We start from the raw sequence: 20557 nt of genomic DNA, 5'->3' as shown, positions 1-20557 counted from the left end.
TATTCAGATGGCCAAAATCGTTGTTAAAGACCTCAACAAGTATTATGACAATAGCGTCCACGCCGTTATAGACGCCAATTTCGAGGCTGAGGACAAGGAATTCATAGTTCTCGTGGGCCCCTCCGGCTGCGGGAAAAGCACCGTGCTGAGAATGATCGCCGGTTTGGAAGAGGTTTCCAGCGGTGAGATTTGGATCGGGGACACCCTGGTCAACGACGTTCCCCCAAAAGACCGCGACATCGCCATGGTCTTTCAAAATTACGCCCTCTATCCCCACATGAGCGTATATGACAACATGGCCTTCGCCCTCAAATTGCGCGGCGAGGACAAGGAAAGCATCCGCAAAAAAGTGCAGCACGCCGCTGAACTCCTTGGCATTCAGGACATGCTGAAACGCAAGCCGGCTCAGCTTTCTGGCGGCCAACGCCAGCGCGTTGCCCTGGGCCGGGCCATCGTGCGCAACCCCAAGGTCTTTCTCTTCGATGAACCCCTTTCAAATCTGGATGCCAAGCTCCGCGTTGCCATGCGCGCCGAAATCGTTAAGCTTCAGCGTCAGCTTGCCAATACGATGATCTACGTAACCCACGACCAGGTTGAAGCCATGACCATGGCCGACCGCATTGTGGTGATGAAAGATGGCGTGATCCAGCAAATAGACACCCCACTTAAAATCTACAACGACCCCGCCAACATCTTTGTGGCAGGATTCATTGGCTCCCCCGCCATCAATATGGTGTCTGGCAGCGTGCAAACCAAAGGCGGCGAACTGGTCTTCGATAGCGGCGATTTCCAGTTGGAGATCTTTCCCGCCCATCGCGAAGCTCTGCAGAATTATACCGGAAAACCCGTCATCATGGGCATCCGCCCCGAAGATATCTACGACGCCAGATACGATTCCATGGCCGATTTTCCCCGCAAGCTTGCCACCACCTGCGACATCGTTGAGCCCCTTGGCAACGAATACCACGTGGTGCTGCGCACTGTCAAAAACGAGTTCACGGCCCGCTTTGACCCCAAGGAACTGCCTGTTCCGGGTGCCCCGCTGGAGGTGAGCCTGAACCTGGCCAAGGCTCATTACTTCGATCCCGAAACGGAACTTAGCCTGGTCTGAGCTTCTCTTAGGTTTCCATGCGCGTCTTGATCCTGGCTTGCATCTGCCTTTTGGCTTTCCCTCTGGGCGCGCTCATTCTCCATAACACTGCCTCCGCCAATGCTTTGTCAGGCATAACTCTGCTTTCTGAATCCGTGGCCGATTTCCAGCTTTCGCCCGCCCTGCCTTTCACCGGGATAGCCGCTTCAGGCCATCTGCCTTTCAGCGCCCCGGAAGCCGGCACTTTCTCCCTTTCCACAGCTCACAAACTGTCATTTCTGGTGCTCAATGCAGGTGCGTCCCACAGCGGAGACGCGGATTACAGCCTGCAGGATTTCCGGCTGGGGCTGGCCCTGAATTATGAAGGCTTGAGCGCTGGCTATGCCCAGCATCTGACTCTGGAAAGCGCGGCCACAGGCAGCTACCAAAGCTGGAGCGGCGACGCAGCCGTTTCATACCGCACCCCCGGCTACGGCTATGAAGCCCGCCTGTTGAGGATCGGCAAGGAGGACACGGAACTCCATCTCAGCGTGAGCACAAAGATCGTGACCGGCATCCAGGCCGCTTCCAGCTATGTTTACAGCCCTGGCGGACCTGACAGTTACCGCCTCGCCACCTCCATCGAGGTGACGGACAACCTTTTGCTGCAAAGCTCCTGGCAAAGCTCACCCAATCGCTTCGGTGCCGGTCTCAAGTTCCAACTAAAAGGCTGGGACCTGATGTACGCCATCAGAACCCATCCAGACCTTCGCCTCTCTCACAGCCTCGATCTTGGCTACACCTGGTGAAACCCGGCCTTGTTGCCTTCCTGCTCCTTTCCCTTTCCTGCCTCGCGGCCCAAATCCCCGATGAACTGACAGAGCTGGACTACGCTGCCCAGGCAGAGACAGCTTGGGAACAGCTCCATCAGGAACTGCTCGGCCAGCCTTTTTCTTTGGATGCCCGGGCCACCCTTGCGCCAAACAATTCCCAATTCCAGACCAGCGCCTCCTGCCACATCTCCCAAGCGGAGTTGTTGCTGCATTACAATTACCGCGCCAAAGACGCCCTGAGTGCTGGTTCCTTCCGCCTCAAGGCCTCCTCGCCCCGTTGGGATCTGGCCCTCGGCAGTTATAGATTCCGCTTCGGACGGGGCCTCGTGAGCGGTTCCAACTCTCGGGCACAGCAGGACAGCCTGTTCAGCCTGCTCGAACCCCTTTCCCCCAGGAACTACAGTCCCCAGGGCGCCATTGCCATACACCGTTACGGGTTTTTCCGAGGGGCCCTGTTCGGTTCAGTTCAGGACAGGGAAGCCAAAACGGATGCTGAAGGAAGGATTCAAACCCTGTTCAAAACCAGAACCGGCAGGCTCTCTACAACCCGGGAAAACATTATCGGAATGGCAGCAGGAGTGGCATTTCCCAGCGTTCAGGCCAGCGGATTGCTCTACTGGAGCCAATACGACCGGGATTTCGCGGAATCCGGAATCGACCCTGCCCTTTGGGCGGGAAGCCTATACGCAGCCTTCAGCCACAAAAACCTGCGCCTTGATGGCGAAGCGTCTTTGGCAGAGGGAATTCCCAGCGCTTTGCTCACCTGCAGTTATAAACTCAATCAATTCTCCCAAAGTCTCAGCTATGCCCATAACGGCTTCCAGGATCGGCTTCCTTACGCACTTTCTCCCGGGGTGCTTTCCCCGTCTGCTTCCAGAGATGAATTCAACGGAGATTTGAGCTTCGGCCTGCCTTTGCACACAAACCTGCAACTCCGCTTCACTCTGAATTCCGGTTCCGGCTTCAGCGGCGGTGCTCTTTCCCGCTTCACTGGCTCTGCAGGTTACAGCCACAGGGGCAACCATCTGAAACTGCTTTTTCACAACTACGACCGCGAGATCATCAGCCTTGTGGATTCCAACTACGTGTCCTCAGAACCGCGTAACTGGCGCTTTCAACTGAACGGCCAATTCCGCTTTCTGAACAACTTTTACCAACGGCTGGTTTTCAGCTACACGTTGCAGGATAAAACCGATGCCAGCCGCAACACCTACCGGGTCCGCTACGGCTTTTTCTGGTCACAAGGGGCTTGGAAGCTGGGTTTGGATTATCTTGCCTGGCAAAGCTCCGAGGAAATCTGGGAAGTGGATGAGTTGGACCCATACAATCTGGTGGCGGAAATGGCGGAGGACAAGCTGCTGGTAGCCGATCTGGCCAGGAAAAGCGGACCCTGGCGACTTGGCTTGCAGGGGCGACTATCCTTTCTGGATCAGGATTCCTGCCGCCTTTGGCTGCGATGTGGTTGGAGCTGGCCAGGCCGATCTGCGGATTCAAGTAATCCCCAAAAAAAGTGAAGTTCATGAATTGCGGCAATCTTAATAAAATACCTTTATGAACAACCCTCTGGCGTCGAAAGTATCAAGTGGTAACTCCGCTGGCGGAAAAAGGGTTGACCGCCTTAGTGATGGATGAGATGTTGTTCGCAAAAGCTATCCGAGGTGATTGATGTCCCGTTATTTGGTGTCCCTGATCGGGGAACTGGTGATCCCCAATCTCCTGTTGATAAAGACGTTAACCTCTGTTGACAAGCATGTTTTCCTCTGCCCCCGGGGTGGGGAATCCCGCGAACAAGTTGGGCGGCTTTGCGCCGTGAGCGATATTATTGATGAACCGCTGTTGCTGGAGGTCGAGGAATTTAGTCTGGAAGACGCGGATAGAGTTCTGAAGAATCATCTGAACGATCCCAGTTCCGAATATTGGGTCAATCTCACCTCCGGTTCCCGGATCATGGCCCTGGCAGCTTTTGAGCATTTCCGGAAACTACAGTCCCAAATATTCTACCTGCCGCCGTATCGCAATGTGTTTATGCAGCTCTGGCCCGATCACATTGAACATCATCTTCCCATCAAATTCAAACTGAGTCTGAAAAGTTGTCTGGAAGCCCATGGGGTAAAGATAACACGCATATCATCTAATCAACACAGCCTGGAGCAGTTGGAGGCGATGTACGCCATCATCACCCAAAACTCCAATTCCCGGTTCATGAACTTGCTAAACCGTCTGGGCTCAGAAAAACGCAGTGCCAATGAAGAGAACAAATTGGCCCGACTGGCAAGAAAATTCAGCCAGGCTTTAGGGATTTCCGAATACGAAGTTGAAACCCCTGCCTGGCTATCTTTCATAAAGGGCGCCTGGTTCGAGGAATACATGGCTTACTGGCTGGACAGGATCGTGGATGAGGTCTATTACGGCGTGGTGATAGAAATGGAAGGGGTGCAAAACGAATTGGACTGCGTTTTCATGCATGAGAACCGACTCCATTTTGTGGAATTGAAAGCCTCAGCCAACATCGGCGACCTCAATGAGTTTCTTTACAAACTGGATTCCCTTGGCAAAGACTTCGGTTTGCTGCCCCGTTGTTTCCTGGGCATCGCCGATCCAGACGTGGAACATGGCTTGCGGCACAACCGGCATTACCTCCGCCGGGCCAAGGTGATGGGAATAAATATCCTCACATACAGCCAGTTAAAACCCGAAAACATAGAAAAGACCCTGCGGGAGGCTTTATTCAGTAGCAGATGAGGGATGGACGCGAGTGGAGGGGCAGACGCTTGTTTTGAAAAGATTGAAAGATTGTCAGACGATAGACACGTAACAGGGAAGATTCTTTACCACAAGGCGATAGACAGCTTCAGCTCCCAGCTCCGGCCAGAGAAATGTTTCACGTGAAACCACACATTGGGCCAGAAGCGCCGAGATTCCACCCACGCAAATCAGATAGATGGCATGGTATTGCCTGATAGCTGATTCCACTTCAGAAGAACGCTCACCTTTGCCGATCATAACCTTCAGGCCCTTTTCGAGCAAGGGAATGGTGTAAGGGTCCATTCTGGTGGATGTTGTGGGACCGATTGAACCGCTCACCCTACCTGGTGGTGTCGGAGCCGGCCCGCAATAGAAGATGGCCGTTTTCTCCAGGTCAAAGGGCAGATTATCTCCCCCGCCAATCATCTCCAACATCCGGATATGCGCCTGATCTCGGGCTGTATAAACCTCACCGCTGAGCAGGACCTTGTCGCCAACTTCCAATCTGGAAATAGCTTCGGATGGAATCGGGAGACTAAGTCTATGTGTTTTCATATTTAAATCATGCTGAGTAACCATGTTTCACGTGAAACATCAGATAACCCTGGAAGTACTCCGGTGGGCGTGGCAGTCGATGTTCACAGCCACGGGCAGAGAGGCGATGTGCCGGGGACGGGTGAGGATGGAAACTTTCAAAGCGGTGGTATTTCCGGCAAAACCCATTACCCCTTTACCCATTAGATTGATTCTTTGGAGGATTCTTCCTTCCATTTGCTCAATATCCGCATCCTTGGGCTCTTCCAGCATCAAGGCCCGCTTAGCCAGGATGGCGCAGCTTTCGAAATCTCCACCTATGCCCACACCCACAAAAACCGGCGGACAGGGTTTTCCCCCAGCATCAACCACAGTCCGTACCACAAAATCCTCTATTTCTTCCAGCTTGGCCCCGGGCAGGAACATCTTCAGCTTGCCACAGTTTTCCGCGCCTCCGCCTTTGAGGGCCAGATGCAGGGTTAGCTGGTCACCCGGTACCTGTTCGAGGTGCAAAACCACAGGTAGTCTGGGGTTATCAGACCTCTTTCCCTGAACTTCCATCCTTTTGCCTGATAATGAGTTCCTTTGTGGATAAGCGGCGATCGAATCCCTCAGATGGAATTGTTGCCAAGCATCATGTGCCGTTTCTCCGATAAGAGATTCCAAGGTTCCACCCTCGACGTGTATTTCCGTTCCCAGTTCCGCGAACACGACCAGCAGACCGGTATCCTGGCAGAGCGGGAGTTGTTCCCTCGCGGCCAGTTCGTGATTTTCCAGGATGACGTCCAGCATGTCACGCGCGATTTCGTTTTTTTCTCCGTCTCTGGCTTGGCGCAACAGTTCCGCTGTTTCCGGGGTGGGACGGCAGAACATCTCTCCGATGGCGTCTATTACCGCATCTTTGATCTGGTTGGCTGAAATGGTTCTTACAGCCATAGCCGTTTAAACGCCCGGAAAGGCGTGTTTTTGAAGTTTTATCCGTTTAGCGCACATACGACTCCAATCTCATCCTTTTTTGCGCATCAGGAGGTATTTTAAGAGCAAGTCCTCCAACGGCGTGGCGGTGCTCACGGGGTTGTATTCTATCTGGTATTGGTGGCAGCCGGCCTTGAGCTGGTTGATGTGCCCGGAGTAGCGGGAAAGATATTGGGCCCTGATTTGCCAGGGGTTGACCACGATCTTTTCGCCGGTCTCGCTGTCCACGAATTCCGTTTCCTGGCGGAAGCTGAATTTGTCTTCCTGAAGGTCGGTGATGTGGAAGACCAGCACTTCATGGTGTTGGGAGCGGAAATGTTTGAGCCCCTCTATCACCCGTTCGGGATCGTCCAAAAGGTCTGAGATGAGGATGATGAGGCTGCGTTTGCGGATGGTGGAAGCGATTTGGTGAAGGTTTTCCAGCAGGCGGGTGGAATCCTTGGGCTCCAGTTCCGCCAGCACGCGGAAAATTGGGCCCAGATAGCCTCGGTAGGCCTTGGGCGGCAGCATGGAGGTTATCCGCTCGTTGAAGGTTATCAATCCGGTGGCGTCTTTCTGCCCCACCATCAGCCAGGCCAGAGCGGCGGCCAGACGGCAGGCGTAGTCAATTTTGGTGCTTTCGCCGGAGCCGTAGAACATGGAGCGGGAGTGGTCCAAAATGAGGTAGCAGCGAAGGTTTGTCTCTTCCTCGAAGCGCTTAACGTAATAGCGTTCGGTTTTGGCCACGATCTTCCAGTCGATGTTTTTAACAGGATCGCCACTGTTGTATTCTCGGTGGTCGGAAAATTCCACGCTGAAGCCGTGGTAAGGGGATTTGTGCAGACCCACCAAAAAACCCTCCACGATCGCCCGGGCCTGTAGCTGATAGCGTTTCAGCCGGGCCGCGGTCTCCTCTGTGAGCAAGGCCAAGCCTTAATCCTTGGGTTTGCTTTTATAGAGCAGCCCAAACGGGATCAGCACCACATAGGCCAGTATCAGCAGCAGCGGCGAGATGGTGATCTCGTTGGCGGACATGATAATGTAGCCCAGAATGAGCAGCACCGCCGCCACTCCCAGGATGATGAAATTCACGGGGCCCAGTTGCAGGCGGTCGTTTTTCTTGTCCATGATATCTCCTCTTCTATGTTGAAAGTTGGGTGTCGTAACTGTTGAAAGTGTCGCGGACCTGCTCGTAAACCAACTCTGCCAGTTCACCGCGGTTGCGCTCCGGATCGTATTCCACGGGATCCAGAAAGCTGAGTTCAGCCTCCAGCCGGCGCGCCATCAGGTTCCAGTAATACTTCAAAAAATTCACGCCTTTGTACCAGCAAATCACCGAACGGTTCTTTTCCGTGACCGGTTTGCCGTCCAAACGCAGATAGCGGATGCAGACCGGCACCACGGTGCAGGCGGCATCCACGGCCACCTGGAAAAGGGAGCGGCGGAATTTCTTAACGTGGGAGCCGTCCGTGCCGCTTTGCTCGGGAAACAGCACCAGTTTGAAGCCGGAACGCAGCGTTTCTGTAAAGCGCTTGATTTCTCCGGGCAGGCTCACCTTCTTCTTCCTGTCGGTATAAAGGCAGCCGCCTTTGCGGATTATGTCTCCCAGCACCGGAGTTTCGCTCATGTCCACCGAGGTGATGAACACGAAGTTTTCCACGGCGCCAAGCACAAAGATGTCCAGAAAAGAGGCGTGATTTCCCACCAACAGGTAATTCTGGTCCTTCAGTTCCTGCAGGCGTTCAGGGTTTTTTATCTTCAGTTTTACATTGAACGCGCGCAGGAAATGCCTGGCAGTCAGGGTGGTGTTCTTAATCTCCAGCCTGCGGCGTTTTATAGGGTTCCGGTTAAAAAGCCGGATAAAAAAAGACCGCGTGAAGAACCTGGCCAGGATAAGGCTGTGCCAGACTGTTTGCAGAGTCCTGATCATCCACTTCACGGTTACTCCCAAGTGTTTTTTGGAGGCTTGTCCGCAGATTCCGCCTTCTTATAGGCAAAATGCCGGCAGAACGAAAATCTGTCAAGAAAATTTGCCCAGCCCGCTGTAATAGGCGTGATTTGAGGTTCTTTTTTAACTGGGTTGGTAAGGGTACTTTGATTAGGTTCTCTTTCAAATCGAGTGGGTAATCCGGTTAATCGAGCCCGGAGGGCGGCAGATCATAGCGAGGGAGTGCAGTGAGCGTAGCGAACGGAACCCGGATCAAAGTCAGCTCGCCACCCCTGGCGTCCAGCGAACGCAGTAAGCATGGACGGCAGGAAATGTTGCTGTCGTCGATGCTCGTTCCTCGCTCGACGCCAGCCTCCCCGCCAACATTTTCTTCGTGTCGGCGCTTCAGTGAGCGCCGGTACTTGGCGGAATCTGTGTGATGCCCCATTTGCCTGATCTGCTCCTCATTTACCCTATCTTATTCACATCCCATTCACTTCCCGCTTAGTTCCCGTTCGGGCTGCGGGAACTAAGCGAGTGGCAGTCAGGATGTGTATAGGAAAGGGAAAAGGAGGAATCAACGAAGATGAGCAGGCCGAGAAACATGGATATATCTAACCGCATGTATGGCTGGCAGTTATAGTAATGGAGCCTGGTTTGTTTTGCGCGCTTTTACACATCCAAAGGTGCAAAAAACCCACGGGAGAACGGTAAGCCGGATTCTGTGGCCAGCGCTCACGCGCTGGCTGATGTCCATTCCTCTGGACCCTTTCTCACGAAAGGGTTCAAGCTGCCTACCCGGAAGCCGTAACCGCGCGGGCCGCGCTTCCTGGCTTCCCTATTTGGCATTGCACCGGATAAGGCATTCCCGTCAAGCCCTGTCACCAAGGCTTACGGTGGTCTCTTACACCACCATTTCACCCTTGCCCGGCACAAAAAAGCCGCGGTCTCTCAACGGCAACCAATAAAAGGAGGGCGCGCCGGGCGGTTTGTTTCTGTGGAGCTGCTCCGCATTGCTGCGGCTTCCCGTTAGGAAGTATCCCGCCCTGTGGTGTCCGGACTTTCCTCTGCACCCGCTAAGGATGCAGCGGACATCTGGTTTTCCCATGGGTCTGGAAGCAATTTTAGCAAGACAGCTATATCGTCAAGGGAAAAAACGCTGAATCTACCTAACTATTTATGGCTCACTTTCAAACCGAGTGGGTAAACTGTTTGATCGAGCCCATAGGGCTACCCCACTCGGTTTGGAAGTGAACCCCGTTTATTTGAAGTGAGGTTAGGGATGGTAATGTTTGAAGGTATTGAAAATGGATAAGTTAGTGATGTATTTTGTAAGGCCGGCCCCGGGATATCGAGGCTTTTCAGCGTGTTTTAACCACTCGCCGCAATTCTGAGTTCTTGCCGGCTTCCGCGCGCAGCAGATAGATTCCGGCAGGAGCGGGCTGCCCTGATTCCAGGTTGCCGTCCCAAACGCAGTTGGCGCCATCCGTTGAGACTACTAAATCCCTAATCCTGGCACCGCGAAGGTTGTAGATTCGGACGCGGGGCTGGGCGAAGCGGGTATCCAGATTGATGTTCAGCGAGGCGGCAAAGGGATTGGGCCAGGTGTCCAGGATGAGGGAAATATCCGGTTGAAAGGGGTCTTCAGAGGCGGTTCCGGGCTGAGCGGAAACGCTCACTACGCGGCTTTGCATGGCGGGAAGATCAACGCGGACGTAACAGATGTTTTCGCGATCGGAACGGTCCACCTGAAGCAGGGTGCCGTTTGTGACGCTGTAAGAACAGTTCCCTGGAGGCATGCGGAATTTGAGCAGGCTGTGCTCGAAAGCAACGCTCTGGTTGTTGTTGAACATGGCCGCCACGCTGTCAGCCACGGCTGTGTTGGAAGGAAACCAGATCACATTCAGCGCCTGGGAGTTACTGCCGGCGTAGATGGTTTTCAAAGGCTGCAACTGGGTTCCGTTCACCCGGATAACCCGGTAGGAGCGGTTGCCGTCACAGACGCTACGGGTGCCCAGATTGCAGGGATAGGCTGAAACCGAGCCGCTGTTGTAATGGATGTGGCCCCAGAGGGCAAGATCGACCCCCAGCGCGGAAAGGTTCAGTTGGTCCGAGAAATCGTAATGGTGGAAGAGGACGCGGGTCTTGTCGGGATGCAGGCTCAGACGCTGGTTCAGCCAGAATATCTGGTCGTAGATGAAGCTTTGCCCGCCGTAGATGTTGGGTCGCCAGTTGTCATAGTTGTCATAGGATTCCAAACCGATAAAGTGGATGTCGCCATAGGTGAAATCATAATCCTGGGTGTGCAGCGGCCAGTTGGAATCAGGGTTGTCCAGCCAGGGCCAGCCGAAATAGCGCCACCAGTTGCGTCGCGAACTTCCCTGCGGGGGCGGGGTCGAGTTCCAGCCGCCCAGGTCATGGTTGCCCGCGGTCACGAAACAGGGAACCTCAAACTCCTCCAGCAGGCGCTGAGTCCAGCCATACCAGTGCTGTCCCGCAAAGCCTTCCAGCTCTCCTTCGTTGAGCAGGTCTCCGGTGAGAAGCACGAATTCAGGGTTGATAAGGTTGATGTCATCTATTACGGCCCGAAAATCTTTCACAGAGGTGGAATCGCTGTCGAAGCCGCTGTTTGGATAGTAAATCCGGGTGGGCAAATGGAGGTCCGTGATATGGACGAAGTAGTAGCTGCTTTTACGTGTGGGAATCACTTTGACGGCGTTGGTGGTGGTGTCGTCGATCCCTCCGGAAGCCGCAACCCGCAAATCGTAAAGCTCATAAACCGGCAGGGAGGGTATCAGGGCCTGCAGTTCCCAGCGGTCCGGTGTGTTCAAAAACTGGCTGTGGATGATTTCCAGAGCCACGGACTTGTGCTTGTGCATCAGCCAGGCCTGCCAGCCGGTGGTGGAAGGAGGCGCAACGCAAGTGATGGTGAGGGTTTCTCCGGGGATGTGGATGGCAGGGATGTTGAGCAGCGGTTGCTGGATGACTGTGAGGGTGTCGCCCAAAGCATTGTAGGGGTTGAGCGCTGCCAGGGAAGCGAACAGAGACAGCAGCAAAAGCATTGCAACAAGCGGTTTTGCGGCTGCCTGCCGTTCTTTGGAGACAGGGTAGCCGTGCAAGCCCTTGAAGCCGCGTGGGATAAAGCTTCTGGAGTCCAGGCTCAAAGTCTGCTCAGGATCGAAACAACCTGGTCCACTGGAATGGCGAAACCGATGCCGATATTGCCGCCGGTTTCAGACACAATGAAGGTGTTGATGCCGATCACCTCACCCTTGATATTCACCAGCGGGCCTCCGCTGTTGCCGGGGTTGACGGCGGCGTCGGTTTGGATCATGCTGCGGTAGCTGCGCCCTTCCTGGGGTTCGAAACTGCGGTTCAGAGCGGAGATAACGCCAACGGAGACAGTGGGTTTGGGATCGCTCATCATGAAGCCGTAGGGATTTCCCAGCGCGATGGCCCACTCCCCGATCAAGAGGTTTTTGGCGCTGCCGAGCTTGGCCACGGGCAGATTGGAACCGGTGATCTTGAGCTTGGCGACGTCGTGAACATCGTCGATGCCCACCAGGACGGCTGGAAACTCACGCTTGTCGGGCAGCACGACGGTGATTTCGGAGGCGCCCTGCACCACGTGGGCGTTGGTGACGATGAGGCCGCTGGAATCGTAAATGACTCCGCTGCCGATGCTTTCAACCTGCCTTTGCATGGGAATGTCGCCAAAGAAATCGAAGAAACTGAAGCTCGGAAAGCGGCGCACATACTGGACTTTGGTGACGTTGACGCTCACCACGGCGGGCTCCACTTCCTGCACTGCGGCGGTGATCTCGTTGTGGCGCTGGTTGTGAGAGACAATTATCTTTGAGGCTGGTTCGGACACTGTATTCAAGCCCTTTTGGTTGATCAGGACGAGGGTGATCCCTGCGTTCAGGATCAGCACCACCAAGGCTAAAGCTATCGCTGTTGAAGTTTTCATGGTTGCACCTACTTGAATATTTGAATGGCGAATTCAATACTGGCAATGCTGACGGTGGTTTCGTGGCAAGGGCCGTTGGGACGCTCGTTCAGAACAGCGTAAACCGGATACCGCCAGGCGTCGCGCAGGCCGTCCAGCAGATCACGGTGGCAAGCCACGGCAACAATCACGTTGGGATTTTTGTCATGAATGAGCTTGCGAGCCAGCGAACCGCCGGTTGCCACTGCCGCCTCAACTTGTTGCCGCTCAATCAGTTTCTTGATGGTGGCAATGTCACAGCCGCCGCATTCCTCACAGTTGATGATGTCCGTGGTGATGCGCACGGTGCAATCATCCTTTTGCAGGCAATGCGGCAGCAGCACTAGGATGTTGGAATTGCGGACATCTTTTTGGTCGGTGAGCACGATTTCGTTGTTGAAATTGAGAAATGATTCCGTCAGCACGTTCTTCGAGGAAAAAGTGACGGTGCCCAGAGCGCAGGCCATCGGATAAAACATGTGGTTAAGCATCCATTTGTTTAGCTGGCTCATCCAGCGCGGTTTGATGCGGATATGGGTTGACATCAGGGTGCTCACCCAAGTGAAGATCATAAAGACGATCACCACCAGTAGAGCAATTAGGAGGCCGCGCACCAGATGCGGCTCCGTAACTTGGTCCTGCAGAATAAAATAGACCAAGCAGATATAGAGGGCGCTGATGATCAGCAGGCTAAGGCTGACAAAAGCGGGGAATTTCAACACGGACAGATATTGGTCCTGATCTTTCATTCTTCCTCCTGAAGAGGGTTTGAGGGTTTAAAAGTTGGGGGTCGGCCGAAACTTTCGCCGATGGACAGACGCGCCCCGAGCTGCCAGGGCCAGGCGTCCATCACCTTTTTCCCAGCTGCCTGAACCCGGGTGAGCAGCAAACGCTGGACGCCGCAATTCACTTCGACGCCAGTATTCCTTATCAGGGCTGCCACCGTGCCAGGCTCGCCGCTGGCGGGTTCCTGAACCAGTTGGGCAGCCAGGATCTTGAGAGGTTTTTCTCGCAGCCAGGCCTGGGCCCCGGGCTGGGGTGAAAAAGCCCGGATGCGGTTGAGAACTTGGTTCGCGGGCTTATACCAGTCCAGCTGAAGGTCTTCTTTGCCCAGTTTGCGGGTGTAGCTGGCCGCGGAATCATCTTGGGCAATTGCTTCACAGGATCCGCTTTCCAACTGGGGCATGAGGTTTTGCAGCATCAGAGCTGAGAGATTGGCCAGCCTATTGTGCAGGCTGCCGAAATTGTCTGTTTTAATGATGAGCATTTGATGCTGCATCAGGATCGGTCCCGCGTCCATCCGGGCATTAAGGCGAAAAATGCTGACGCCTGTAATGGTGTCGTCATTCAGCAAAGCGCTTTGGATGGGCGTCGCGCCTCGATATTTAGGCAGCAGAGAAGGATGCAGGTTCACCGCTCCGTAGCGGGGCAGATTTCTCAGTTCGCGCCTGATCATACCGCCATAGGAGGCCGTGATCAGCAGGTCGGGAGCGAATTCCCGGATCCGGCTCAGACTGTCTGGAGCATTCACGTCCGGCGGCTGAAACAGGTCCAGGCCCACCCGGCGGGCGTAATCAGCCACGGGACAGGGCTGGAGGCGCAGATTGCGTCCGGCGGCCTTGTCGGGCGGGCTGATGACGAGCAGGGGAACATCTTGCCGCTCAAGCAGTTGCAGGGATGGTAACCCGAAGGTTGAGCTGCCGGCGAAGATCAAGCGCATTGCATCGTTTTCCCGGTTCAGTCCTCACCGCGAAGGTTAACGCCATTCACAGCCTTGCGTTCGAGCTCTTTAAGCTTGCGCTTCACCTTTAACTTGGCTATGGTGCCGAGGCGGTCAACGAACAGGATGCCGTTCAGGTGGTCGTGTTCATGCTGAACCACCACGGCAGGATAACCTGACAGCTTCATCAGGCGGCGTTCTCCGCTCAGGTCGGTGAAAGAAACGCTGATAGCGGACGGCCGCTGCACCCGGGCATAAATGCCCGGAACGCTGATGCAGCCTTCCTCCATTTCTGTTTCGCCGTCGCTGGACTCGATCTCGGGATTGATCATCACCAGCGGTTCGCGTCTGGCTCCTTCCTTGCTCCAGTGCGGGTCCACCACAATTACGCGTTTGCTTACACCCGTCTGGGGTGCCGCGAGCCCCACCCCGTCACGCTTGTACATGGTGTGGGTGAGGTCTTTGGCGAACTGCAGCAGCTCGTCATCGATGGTTTCAACTTCCGCTGCCCTCAGGCGCAGAACGTCGTCGCCATAAACGCGGATATCCAAAAGCTTGGGACTGCGGGACATCAGGACTGGGCGGCGCTGTTTTCCCCGGTGACAACCGTGGCTATGGCCCCGCGCTGAAATTCCACGCGCACGTGGTTGGTTTCGTCAATTTCGATCACGACGGAGTTTTTATCCGGTTTGATGGTTACAACGCGTCCGTAGATTCCGGATGTGGTGATGACCTTGTCGTTCACCTTGATGTTGTCCAGCATCTTCTGCAGTTCTTTCTGCTTCTTCTGTTGAGGCATGATCATGAGGAAATAGAGCAGGGCGAACATGATGATGATGGGCAATAAGGACATCAGGGGATTGGTTTGCTGTGCAGGGGCGGTGCCGGAAGTTCCGCCGGCTCCGGTCATTAACAGTGTATAGAGCATTTATTTCTCCTATTGGCCAAAGAAGCTTGGCTTCAGTATTCTTATCAGTTGGATCACAAGGTTCGCGTAAACGCCGGCGATGAGGTCATCTACCACGATACCCCACCCGCCGCGCAGGCGCTGCGAAACGTTGATGGGAAAAGGTTTGGCGATATCGAAAACCCGAAACAGGACGAAGGCGTAGATCGCCAGCAGAAGTGATTTTGGCAGTAACAGCACAGCCACGAAATAGCCGCAAAACTCATCGATAACGATAGCCGGAGCGTCTCGCCCCAGTTTCTTTTCGGCCCTGCCGCTCAACCAGACAGCCGCCCCGGAAACGAGCAGAAGCACTCCACCCAGCCACCACCAGCCTTGGCCGCTGAAGAGGCTTTTGGGCAGCAGCAGATATACCCCCGCGGCAAAAAGAGTGCCAAAGGTGCCGGGCGCGAAGGGGATGAAACCCACACCCAAAAGCGAGGCCAGAAAAGTGGTCGGGCTCAGGCGCCGGGAATTCATCGCGGTATGATTCGCACAAATGATTTGGAGATCAGGTCGCTGATCCATTCATTGTAGGCGGTGTTAAATTTCTCTTGCATGAGGTAGTTTTCCAAAACGGGTTTCACCTCATCATAACCGAAGACGCGGGTGGGCATTTCTTCCAGCCGGACGAAAAGCAGCAGCACTCCCTCGTTTTCCAGCACAGGTGTCATTTTCCCAACTTCGGTGGCAATGATTTGCGGGGCATAGAGTTCCGGAAATTCATCCCGGGCCAGTTCTCCGATGATGCCGCCATTGGCAGCGGATTCCTTTTCGTCTGAATAGAGGGTGGCCAGGTTGGCAAAACTTTCCTCCCCGGAGTTAAACCTTTCACGCACGCCTTCCATCAGTTGAAAGGCATCCAGGCTGTCTTGCCGGGTAGGAGAGAGGATTTTCAGGATGTGCCTGGCCCGCACCTCGTTGTCACGTTTTTCCTCCACCTTGATAAGGTGATAGCCAAACTCGGTTTGCACGATGGGAGAAACCTGACCCGCGTTGAGCGCAAAAGCAGCTTCCTCAAAGGGTTTCACCATCATTCCCCGGCTGAAGAAACCAAGGTCTCCACCCCGCTCTTTACTGGGGCAATCACTCACTTCCATAGCCAGGGAGGCAAAATCCGCCCCCTGGTTGAGGCGGTCCTGAATAGCTTTCATCTCGGCCAGCTTCGCTTCCTCGGAGGCTTTGCTGGGCTTGATCTCGTGGATGATGGCGCCGGTCTTCCATGTAACCGGCTTAACCGCCAGGCTGTCCTTGCTGGTTTCGTAAAAAGACAGCATTTCCTCTTCGGTGACCTTCACTTTGGTTTTCACGTAGATATCGATCAACTGCTGCGAGAGGTAGCTTTCTTTGATTTGGGTGATATAGAGGTCCAAAAGCTCTGTTTCGGTCAGGTTTTCACGGGCAAGATCGGCAGCAAATGCCTGCTCGGAAGGATATTTTTCCTTGGTTTTTTCGAGCTCTTTTTTGGCGTATTTCTCCAACTGCTTGTTATCGATCTTAAGGTCCATGGACTCGGCTTTTTGAAGGATCACCTTCTGCTCAACGATCTGGCGCAAGGCGGCTTCTTCGTTGATGGACTCAGCCGGGTAACCCGCTGTTTGCATCTGGAACATCAGTTTGTAAACGTCGCTTAATAAAACGATGTCCGGGCCGACCTTGGCTACTATGCGGTCAACCAACTCCGCGGACAGGCTAAGCATCAGCACAGCGGCCAGCAGAGTGAGCAGGATCTTTTTCATATCTTTCCTTGTTGGGATGTGTTGGTGTCGGTCAAGACTGGTTCAGTAATAATAGATCTCCGGAGTCTTCATCTTGAGTTCCTGGATAAGTTCCTGGTAAACTTGCTGTTTTCTCTCTTTTAGCAGGATGGAACGGATCTCAGCCTGATATTCGGCGAAATTGGCGTCCTGGGTTCCCTCCCGCTGCTGGACATGGCGCAGGATGTAGGTTTGGCCGTTGATTGAGGCCATGCCGGGTGTGTTTGCCGGTAATTCATGGGCGGTACGCCAAAATAGCGAATCCGAGCCGGAGGCAGTTACAAAACCCATCCTTCCCTTATTGTTTTTCAGAGCTTCCTGGGAATGCTCAGCCACGGCAAGATCAAAGTCGTATCCATCCCTTTTTAGCCTTTGCAGGAGGGAAACGGCGCTGGCGGTATCAGAACAGAGGATGCGCTGGATGTCATATTCCATCAGCTTGCTCTGAAACTCGCTCTGGTGGATGCGGTAGTAATTGAAAAGCTCCTCCTCGCCAATGGCGATGCTGGCCAGGCGCTTGGAGATCAGGGCGTTGGCTTTGATCTTCTTGGCGGCATAATCCATCCGCTGTTTCACAGCCCGCTCTCCATCCAGTTTTTGGGCTTCGGCTTCCTGGGCCAGAAGGGTCAGGTTAACCCAGTTTTCAATTTCCTGCTTTTTCTGCTCAGAGCTGAGATTGTTCCACTGTTCGTCAGTAAATGTGGAGCGGAATCCTTCCAGGGTGAGCACGTCTCCGTTCACCTCGGCCAATGGTGTAAGTTTTTCATTGGTCGCTTCCTCCCTGTCGCAGGCAGAAAGCAATGCCAGCAGCAGGATCAGGAGCGGAAGGATTCGTCGCATGGCTCAAAGGAACGGCGGAGTGTAGGTTAGGCGCAGCTTGGGGCGTTTGTTCGCGGGCGCGTCCTCAAAGTGCCAGAATTCGATTTTGCCGTAGTTTATCATTTCCTGCAACGAACGGATCACGATGCCATAGGGAATTTTATCACCGGAGCTGTAAGCTTGGATGATCGGAGTGATGTCCACCACCAGGCTGTCCCCGCGCACAAGCTGCTCTGTCGGTATCCCTGTGGCCAGGCGGGAATCTTCAATTTCCACCGGCTGGGTAATATCCAGGGAATCGTCCATCCGGTCAGCCCTCAGCTTGTAGGTGCGGCTGCCTGTATAGTAAGGATTGTCTTTCACATACAAAATCAGCCTGGCCTGATTGATGGTGGTCCGCTTGCGGCTCAAACTGTCCATCGCGTTCCCCCGCATGTCCTTGAACCATGAATTGTCGATGGCGAAATCCATATAGATGCGGGAAGGGTTAATATTGCCTACGATCCAGCGGTTTGTGAGTAGAGGCGCCTCATCGGAATCAACCCTGTAGCTGTCCCGGGTGGGTCGTTGTTCATATCTGCTGTCATCGGTGTTAGTTGCTTCGTCAAGGCGGTAAAGGAAGTTAAGCTGAGGCCCCCTTCCGGTTTCCAGAGACATCGCCTCCATCCAGAAACCGCTCATGGTCCTGATAGCCAGGGTCATTCCCAGTGAATCAGAGGGAGTTTGCCAGGTTTCTATCTCATCTATGGGAATGGGTATCTTGATTTCGGTGCCCATGGTGCTGATGCTGTCGGGAATGGTCATTTCGATATTGGATATCTCTATCAGGTTGGCATCCTGTATCAAGTCGGTGCTGTCGGCCGCCCAAGCCTGGTTCAGCTTATAGATGGTCAGGTTGATGGGATTGCCCTGGGGAGTGGAGCGGCGCGTGAGGGTCAGCGAAAGAAAGGTGGAATCCTGATAGGCAGTGGGAATATGGAAAGTTCCAGGGTTCGGAAGCCCGGTGAAACGCATGAAAGCCACGGATTCGATCCCATCATAATTTCCGCACAGCAGCGAAGACTCGGTGCCAGTGATTTCAGCGCTTCCGGCAAAACTGTAGCCGGCTATCATGTCAAGCGGTTCCGTAACAGTTATCGGCCTCACATCTGACCAGTTGTTGCCGGTGGGATTTCCCTTCTTGATACACCCGGCCATCATCAAGGCCAAAATGACCAATAGTAGAGGTATAAGTTTGTTCTTCAACATCATATTCTTTATACCTAATTAAAAGTTCCTTTCTCAAAAAGTAGTGTTAGTAGGCATCGTGGATAAGTGGATTATCGGTCAACCTTTTTTTTAAGTGGCTATCCATAAAGCCTTGGCGAAGCCTCTCAAATTGTGGATAACTTGTGGGTAAGCATATCCTTCCGCACGGAGTTTTCCACACAGGAACAAGCATTTATATTTAAAACCAGGTTGTCCACACTTATCCACATAAACTATCCACTTATCCACAATCCCCTGCTCAGGCCTTGATATTTTTGATAAGCTGTTCGATATGCGAGCGGAAGTTGATATCCTCCCGGAAGCGGTTATCGATCATTTTTTTGGCGTGCAGCACGGTGGTGTGGTCTTTGCGCTTGAAATATTCGGCAATTTCTTTCAATGAAAGCTGGGGAATGAGCAGATTAGCAAGATACATGGCGATTTGGCGGGGATAGGCGATTTGCTGGCGGCGGGTTTTGTCAACTATCTGTGCGATAGTAATGTTATAAGCCAGGCAGACCTGCTGGGTAATGGTGTCCAGCGATATTTCCCTGCGGCTCTCGGAAATCATGTCGCTGAGGATGTTGCGCACTGTCTCGGTGTCCAGATTCGCGGGGTTGAGTTTGTTGTAGGAAGCGTAGGCCAGGATGCGGATCAGCGAACCCTCGAGGGCCCGCACGCTGGAAGAGATGGATTCGGCGATAAAGGAAAAAACCTCGTCGGGGAGATCGATGTTCTCCGGCTCAGCTTTTTTGCGCAGAATGGCCACCCTGGTTTCAAAATCCGGATTTTTGAGGTCGCAGAGCAGGCCGCTCTCGAAGCGGGTTACCAGGCGCTTTTCGAGGTCCGGAATGTCCTTTGGCGGCCGGTCGGAAGTAAGCACTATTTGCTTGCGGCTGTCAAAAAGGGCGTTGAAGGTGTGGAAAAACTCTTCCTGGGTGCCTTCCTTGCGGGAGAGGAAATGGATGTCGTCAACCAGCAGCAGATCCACTTTGCGGTATTTAGACCGGAAATCCGGCATCTTGTTGGAGCGGATGGAATCGATCATTTCGTTGGTGAATTCTTCGCTGGTGATGTAGAAAATGGAGCAGTTGCGGCCCTCCCGGGCCACGAAATTACCCACAGCCTGCATCAGGTGGGTCTTGCCCATGCCGCTTTCCCCGTAGATGAAGAGCGGATTGTAGGTGTATCCAGGCGCTTCCGCCACCGCCTTGGCCGCGGAATAGGCAAAGTTGTTGTTGCGCCCCACCACGAACTGCTCGAAGCTGAAGCGGTCGTTCAATTTCGTGTTAAGGAGCACTCGGTTGCCGGAATATTCTGCCTGGGCGGCCTTTTTTTCAGCCGGATAATGGGGCGGGGAGGTGAATTTGATCAGGTAACGCTGCTTGTAAAGGGCGTAAGATATCTCCCCCAGTGTTTCTGTGTAGTTCTGATTCAGATAATTTGCCGCGAACTGCGTTGGAACCCTGACCACCAAAGTGTTGTCCAGCAAATCCACCAGCTTGGCGTCCGAAAACCAGGTCCGGAAACTCTGATGATTGATATTGTCCTCGAGCTTATCCAAAATGTTCTGCCAAATATCTTGGTCCATACGTCTGTCCTATATAAAAATTCATATTTATCCACAGATGACCACATTCGCTTCAGGATGATTGGTAGCCTAATGTAATCACCTGCCGTTCAATTCGTTATCTGATTTTCGCGCAACCTTTGTCCACCCTCCGGATTAAAGTTATCCACATCTTTTCCACAATCTTCAGAGGCAAGCCTAATAGCTGTTCCAGCAACAATTACACATTTTCACAGTATCGGGCGGCAAAGGGATTCCAAGCTTTTTCCCCGGCGGTCTTTTGTCAAGCGGCTAAATCATTTAACACAATAACTTCCGCAGGCATCACAATCGCTAACGGAACCCATTTCAAAGCAGTTATAAAAACAACGCTGCAAACACAAAAACAGGAGGAATTGTCTGATTCTTATGTGGCCAAAAAGATTACAAAAATCTTCCTGCCGCAGG

20 protein-coding genes and 1 other RNA gene are annotated in these 20557 nt (G+C 53.6%); 4 read left to right on the top strand and 17 right to left on the bottom strand.

Going from position 1 to position 20557, the window contains the following annotated elements; all coding sequences use genetic code 11:
* The first annotated feature begins 7 nt into the window (after positions 1–7).
* The 4 genes from ugpC (at position 8) to GX466_05690 (ending at position 4644) form a co-directional block, all read left to right on the top strand.
* Entirely contained in the window at positions 8–1111 is a 1104-nt protein-coding gene (gene ugpC, locus GX466_05705; GenBank protein NLH93701.1) for a sn-glycerol-3-phosphate ABC transporter ATP-binding protein UgpC, read from the top strand.
* A 17-nt stretch (positions 1112–1128) separates the two neighbouring features.
* The gene (locus GX466_05700) at positions 1129–1878 is read left to right on the top strand and encodes a hypothetical protein (GenBank protein ID NLH93700.1); all 750 of its coding nucleotides are present in this window, start codon (positions 1129–1131) and stop codon (positions 1876–1878) included.
* Positions 1875–3416 carry a hypothetical protein gene (locus GX466_05695; protein NLH93699.1) on the top strand — a complete coding sequence of 514 codons (1542 nt, stop codon included), beginning with the start codon at positions 1875–1877 and terminating at the stop codon, positions 3414–3416. Before GX466_05700 ends, GX466_05695 begins: the two co-directional genes overlap by 4 nt.
* Positions 3417–3567: 151 nt before the next feature.
* Positions 3568–4644: a DUF1887 family protein gene (locus GX466_05690; protein NLH93698.1), complete on the top strand. Its 1077-nt coding sequence runs from the start codon at positions 3568–3570 to the stop codon at positions 4642–4644.
* 54 nt (positions 4645–4698) lie between these two features.
* Here GX466_05690 and GX466_05685 read toward each other — a convergent pair whose 3' ends face one another.
* From GX466_05685 to dnaA, 17 genes are all read right to left on the bottom strand, one after another.
* Positions 4699–5202, bottom strand: a complete 504-nt coding sequence (locus tag GX466_05685) for a TRZ/ATZ family protein (protein NLH93697.1) — start codon at positions 5200–5202, stop codon at positions 4699–4701.
* 39 nt (positions 5203–5241) lie between these two features.
* Positions 5242–6117, bottom strand: a complete 876-nt coding sequence (locus GX466_05680) for a fumarate hydratase (GenBank protein NLH93696.1) — start codon at positions 6115–6117, stop codon at positions 5242–5244.
* A 69-nt stretch (positions 6118–6186) separates the two neighbouring features.
* A complete protein-coding gene (locus tag GX466_05675; protein ID NLH93695.1) occupies positions 6187–7065 on the bottom strand; it encodes a DUF58 domain-containing protein in 879 nt (292 codons plus the stop codon).
* 3 nt (positions 7066–7068) lie between these two features.
* A complete protein-coding gene (locus GX466_05670) occupies positions 7069–7263 on the bottom strand; it encodes a DUF3098 domain-containing protein (GenBank protein ID NLH93694.1) in 195 nt (64 codons plus the stop codon).
* A gap of 13 nt (positions 7264–7276) precedes the next feature.
* Complete coding sequence (locus tag GX466_05665; protein ID NLH93693.1) at positions 7277–8074, bottom strand: 1-acyl-sn-glycerol-3-phosphate acyltransferase; 798 nt, start codon at positions 8072–8074, stop codon at positions 7277–7279.
* Positions 8075–8758: 684 nt separating this feature from the next.
* Positions 8759–9169, bottom strand: an RNA gene (gene rnpB, locus GX466_05660) — RNase P RNA component class A.
* A 254-nt stretch (positions 9170–9423) separates the two neighbouring features.
* Complete coding sequence (locus GX466_05655; protein NLH93692.1) at positions 9424–11124, bottom strand: hypothetical protein; 1701 nt, start codon at positions 11122–11124, stop codon at positions 9424–9426.
* A 98-nt stretch (positions 11125–11222) separates the two neighbouring features.
* Positions 11223–12032, bottom strand: a complete 810-nt coding sequence (locus GX466_05650; protein ID NLH93691.1) for a trypsin-like serine protease — start codon at positions 12030–12032, stop codon at positions 11223–11225.
* An 8-nt stretch (positions 12033–12040) separates the two neighbouring features.
* Positions 12041–12799: a DUF116 domain-containing protein gene (locus GX466_05645; GenBank protein ID NLH93690.1), complete on the bottom strand. Its 759-nt coding sequence runs from the start codon at positions 12797–12799 to the stop codon at positions 12041–12043.
* The gene (locus GX466_05640; GenBank protein NLH93689.1) at positions 12796–13770 is read right to left on the bottom strand and encodes a methionyl-tRNA formyltransferase; all 975 of its coding nucleotides are present in this window, start codon (positions 13768–13770) and stop codon (positions 12796–12798) included. Before GX466_05640 ends, GX466_05645 begins: the two co-directional genes overlap by 4 nt.
* Before the next feature lie 17 nt (positions 13771–13787).
* Entirely contained in the window at positions 13788–14342 is a 555-nt protein-coding gene (gene def / locus GX466_05635) for a peptide deformylase (protein ID NLH93688.1), read from the bottom strand.
* Positions 14342–14680, bottom strand: a complete 339-nt coding sequence (yajC, locus tag GX466_05630; protein NLH93687.1) for a preprotein translocase subunit YajC — start codon at positions 14678–14680, stop codon at positions 14342–14344. The genes def and yajC overlap by 1 nt, the downstream gene beginning before the upstream one ends.
* 27 nt (positions 14681–14707) lie before the next feature.
* On the bottom strand, positions 14708–15196 hold the full coding sequence (locus GX466_05625; GenBank protein NLH93686.1) for a phosphatidylglycerophosphatase A: 489 nt from the start codon (positions 15194–15196) through the stop codon (positions 14708–14710).
* Complete coding sequence (locus GX466_05620; GenBank protein ID NLH93685.1) at positions 15193–16455, bottom strand: peptidylprolyl isomerase; 1263 nt, start codon at positions 16453–16455, stop codon at positions 15193–15195. The genes GX466_05625 and GX466_05620 overlap by 4 nt, the downstream gene beginning before the upstream one ends.
* 42 nt (positions 16456–16497) lie before the next feature.
* Entirely contained in the window at positions 16498–17313 is an 816-nt protein-coding gene (locus tag GX466_05615; protein ID NLH93684.1) for a hypothetical protein, read from the bottom strand.
* 3 nt (positions 17314–17316) lie between these two features.
* Positions 17317–18492, bottom strand: a complete 1176-nt coding sequence (locus GX466_05610; protein NLH93683.1) for a hypothetical protein — start codon at positions 18490–18492, stop codon at positions 17317–17319.
* A gap of 307 nt (positions 18493–18799) precedes the next feature.
* The gene (gene dnaA, locus GX466_05605; GenBank protein NLH93682.1) at positions 18800–20131 is read right to left on the bottom strand and encodes a chromosomal replication initiator protein DnaA; all 1332 of its coding nucleotides are present in this window, start codon (positions 20129–20131) and stop codon (positions 18800–18802) included.
* Positions 20132–20557: the final 426 nt, after the last annotated feature.

The organism is Candidatus Cloacimonadota bacterium (assembly GCA_012516855.1).
Taxonomy (GTDB): domain Bacteria; phylum Cloacimonadota; class Cloacimonadia; order Cloacimonadales; family Cloacimonadaceae; genus Syntrophosphaera.
This window is presented reverse-complemented; position numbering and strand designations above follow the sequence as displayed.

Bases quoted from the DNA above. Each gene is read 5' to 3' on its own strand.
- ugpC (NLH93701.1), top strand. From the start codon at position 8: ATGGCCAAAATCGTTGTTAAAGACCTCAACAAGTATTATGACAATAGC.
- GX466_05700 (NLH93700.1), top strand. From the start codon at position 1,129: ATGCGCGTCTTGATCCTGGCTTGCATCTGCCTTTTGGCTTTCCCTCTG.
- GX466_05690 (NLH93698.1), top strand. From the start codon at position 3,568: ATGTCCCGTTATTTGGTGTCCCTGATCGGGGAACTGGTGATCCCCAAT.
- GX466_05685 (NLH93697.1), bottom strand. From the start codon at position 5,202: ATGAAAACACATAGACTTAGTCTCCCGATTCCATCCGAAGCTATTTCC.
- GX466_05680 (NLH93696.1), bottom strand. From the start codon at position 6,117: ATGGCTGTAAGAACCATTTCAGCCAACCAGATCAAAGATGCGGTAATA.
- GX466_05670 (NLH93694.1), bottom strand. From the start codon at position 7,263: ATGGACAAGAAAAACGACCGCCTGCAACTGGGCCCCGTGAATTTCATC.
- GX466_05655 (NLH93692.1), bottom strand. From the start codon at position 11,124: ATGCTTTTGCTGCTGTCTCTGTTCGCTTCCCTGGCAGCGCTCAACCCC.
- GX466_05650 (NLH93691.1), bottom strand. From the start codon at position 12,032: ATGAAAACTTCAACAGCGATAGCTTTAGCCTTGGTGGTGCTGATCCTG.
- GX466_05645 (NLH93690.1), bottom strand. From the start codon at position 12,799: ATGAAAGATCAGGACCAATATCTGTCCGTGTTGAAATTCCCCGCTTTT.
- GX466_05640 (NLH93689.1), bottom strand. From the start codon at position 13,770: ATGCGCTTGATCTTCGCCGGCAGCTCAACCTTCGGGTTACCATCCCTG.
- def (NLH93688.1), bottom strand. From the start codon at position 14,342: ATGTCCCGCAGTCCCAAGCTTTTGGATATCCGCGTTTATGGCGACGAC.
- yajC (NLH93687.1), bottom strand. From the start codon at position 14,680: ATGACCGGAGCCGGCGGAACTTCCGGCACCGCCCCTGCACAGCAAACC.
- GX466_05625 (NLH93686.1), bottom strand. From the start codon at position 15,196: ATGAATTCCCGGCGCCTGAGCCCGACCACTTTTCTGGCCTCGCTTTTG.
- GX466_05620 (NLH93685.1), bottom strand. From the start codon at position 16,455: ATGAAAAAGATCCTGCTCACTCTGCTGGCCGCTGTGCTGATGCTTAGC.
- GX466_05615 (NLH93684.1), bottom strand. From the start codon at position 17,313: ATGCGACGAATCCTTCCGCTCCTGATCCTGCTGCTGGCATTGCTTTCT.
- GX466_05610 (NLH93683.1), bottom strand. From the start codon at position 18,492: ATGATGGCCGGGTGTATCAAGAAGGGAAATCCCACCGGCAACAACTGG.
- dnaA (NLH93682.1), bottom strand. From the start codon at position 20,131: ATGGACCAAGATATTTGGCAGAACATTTTGGATAAGCTCGAGGACAAT.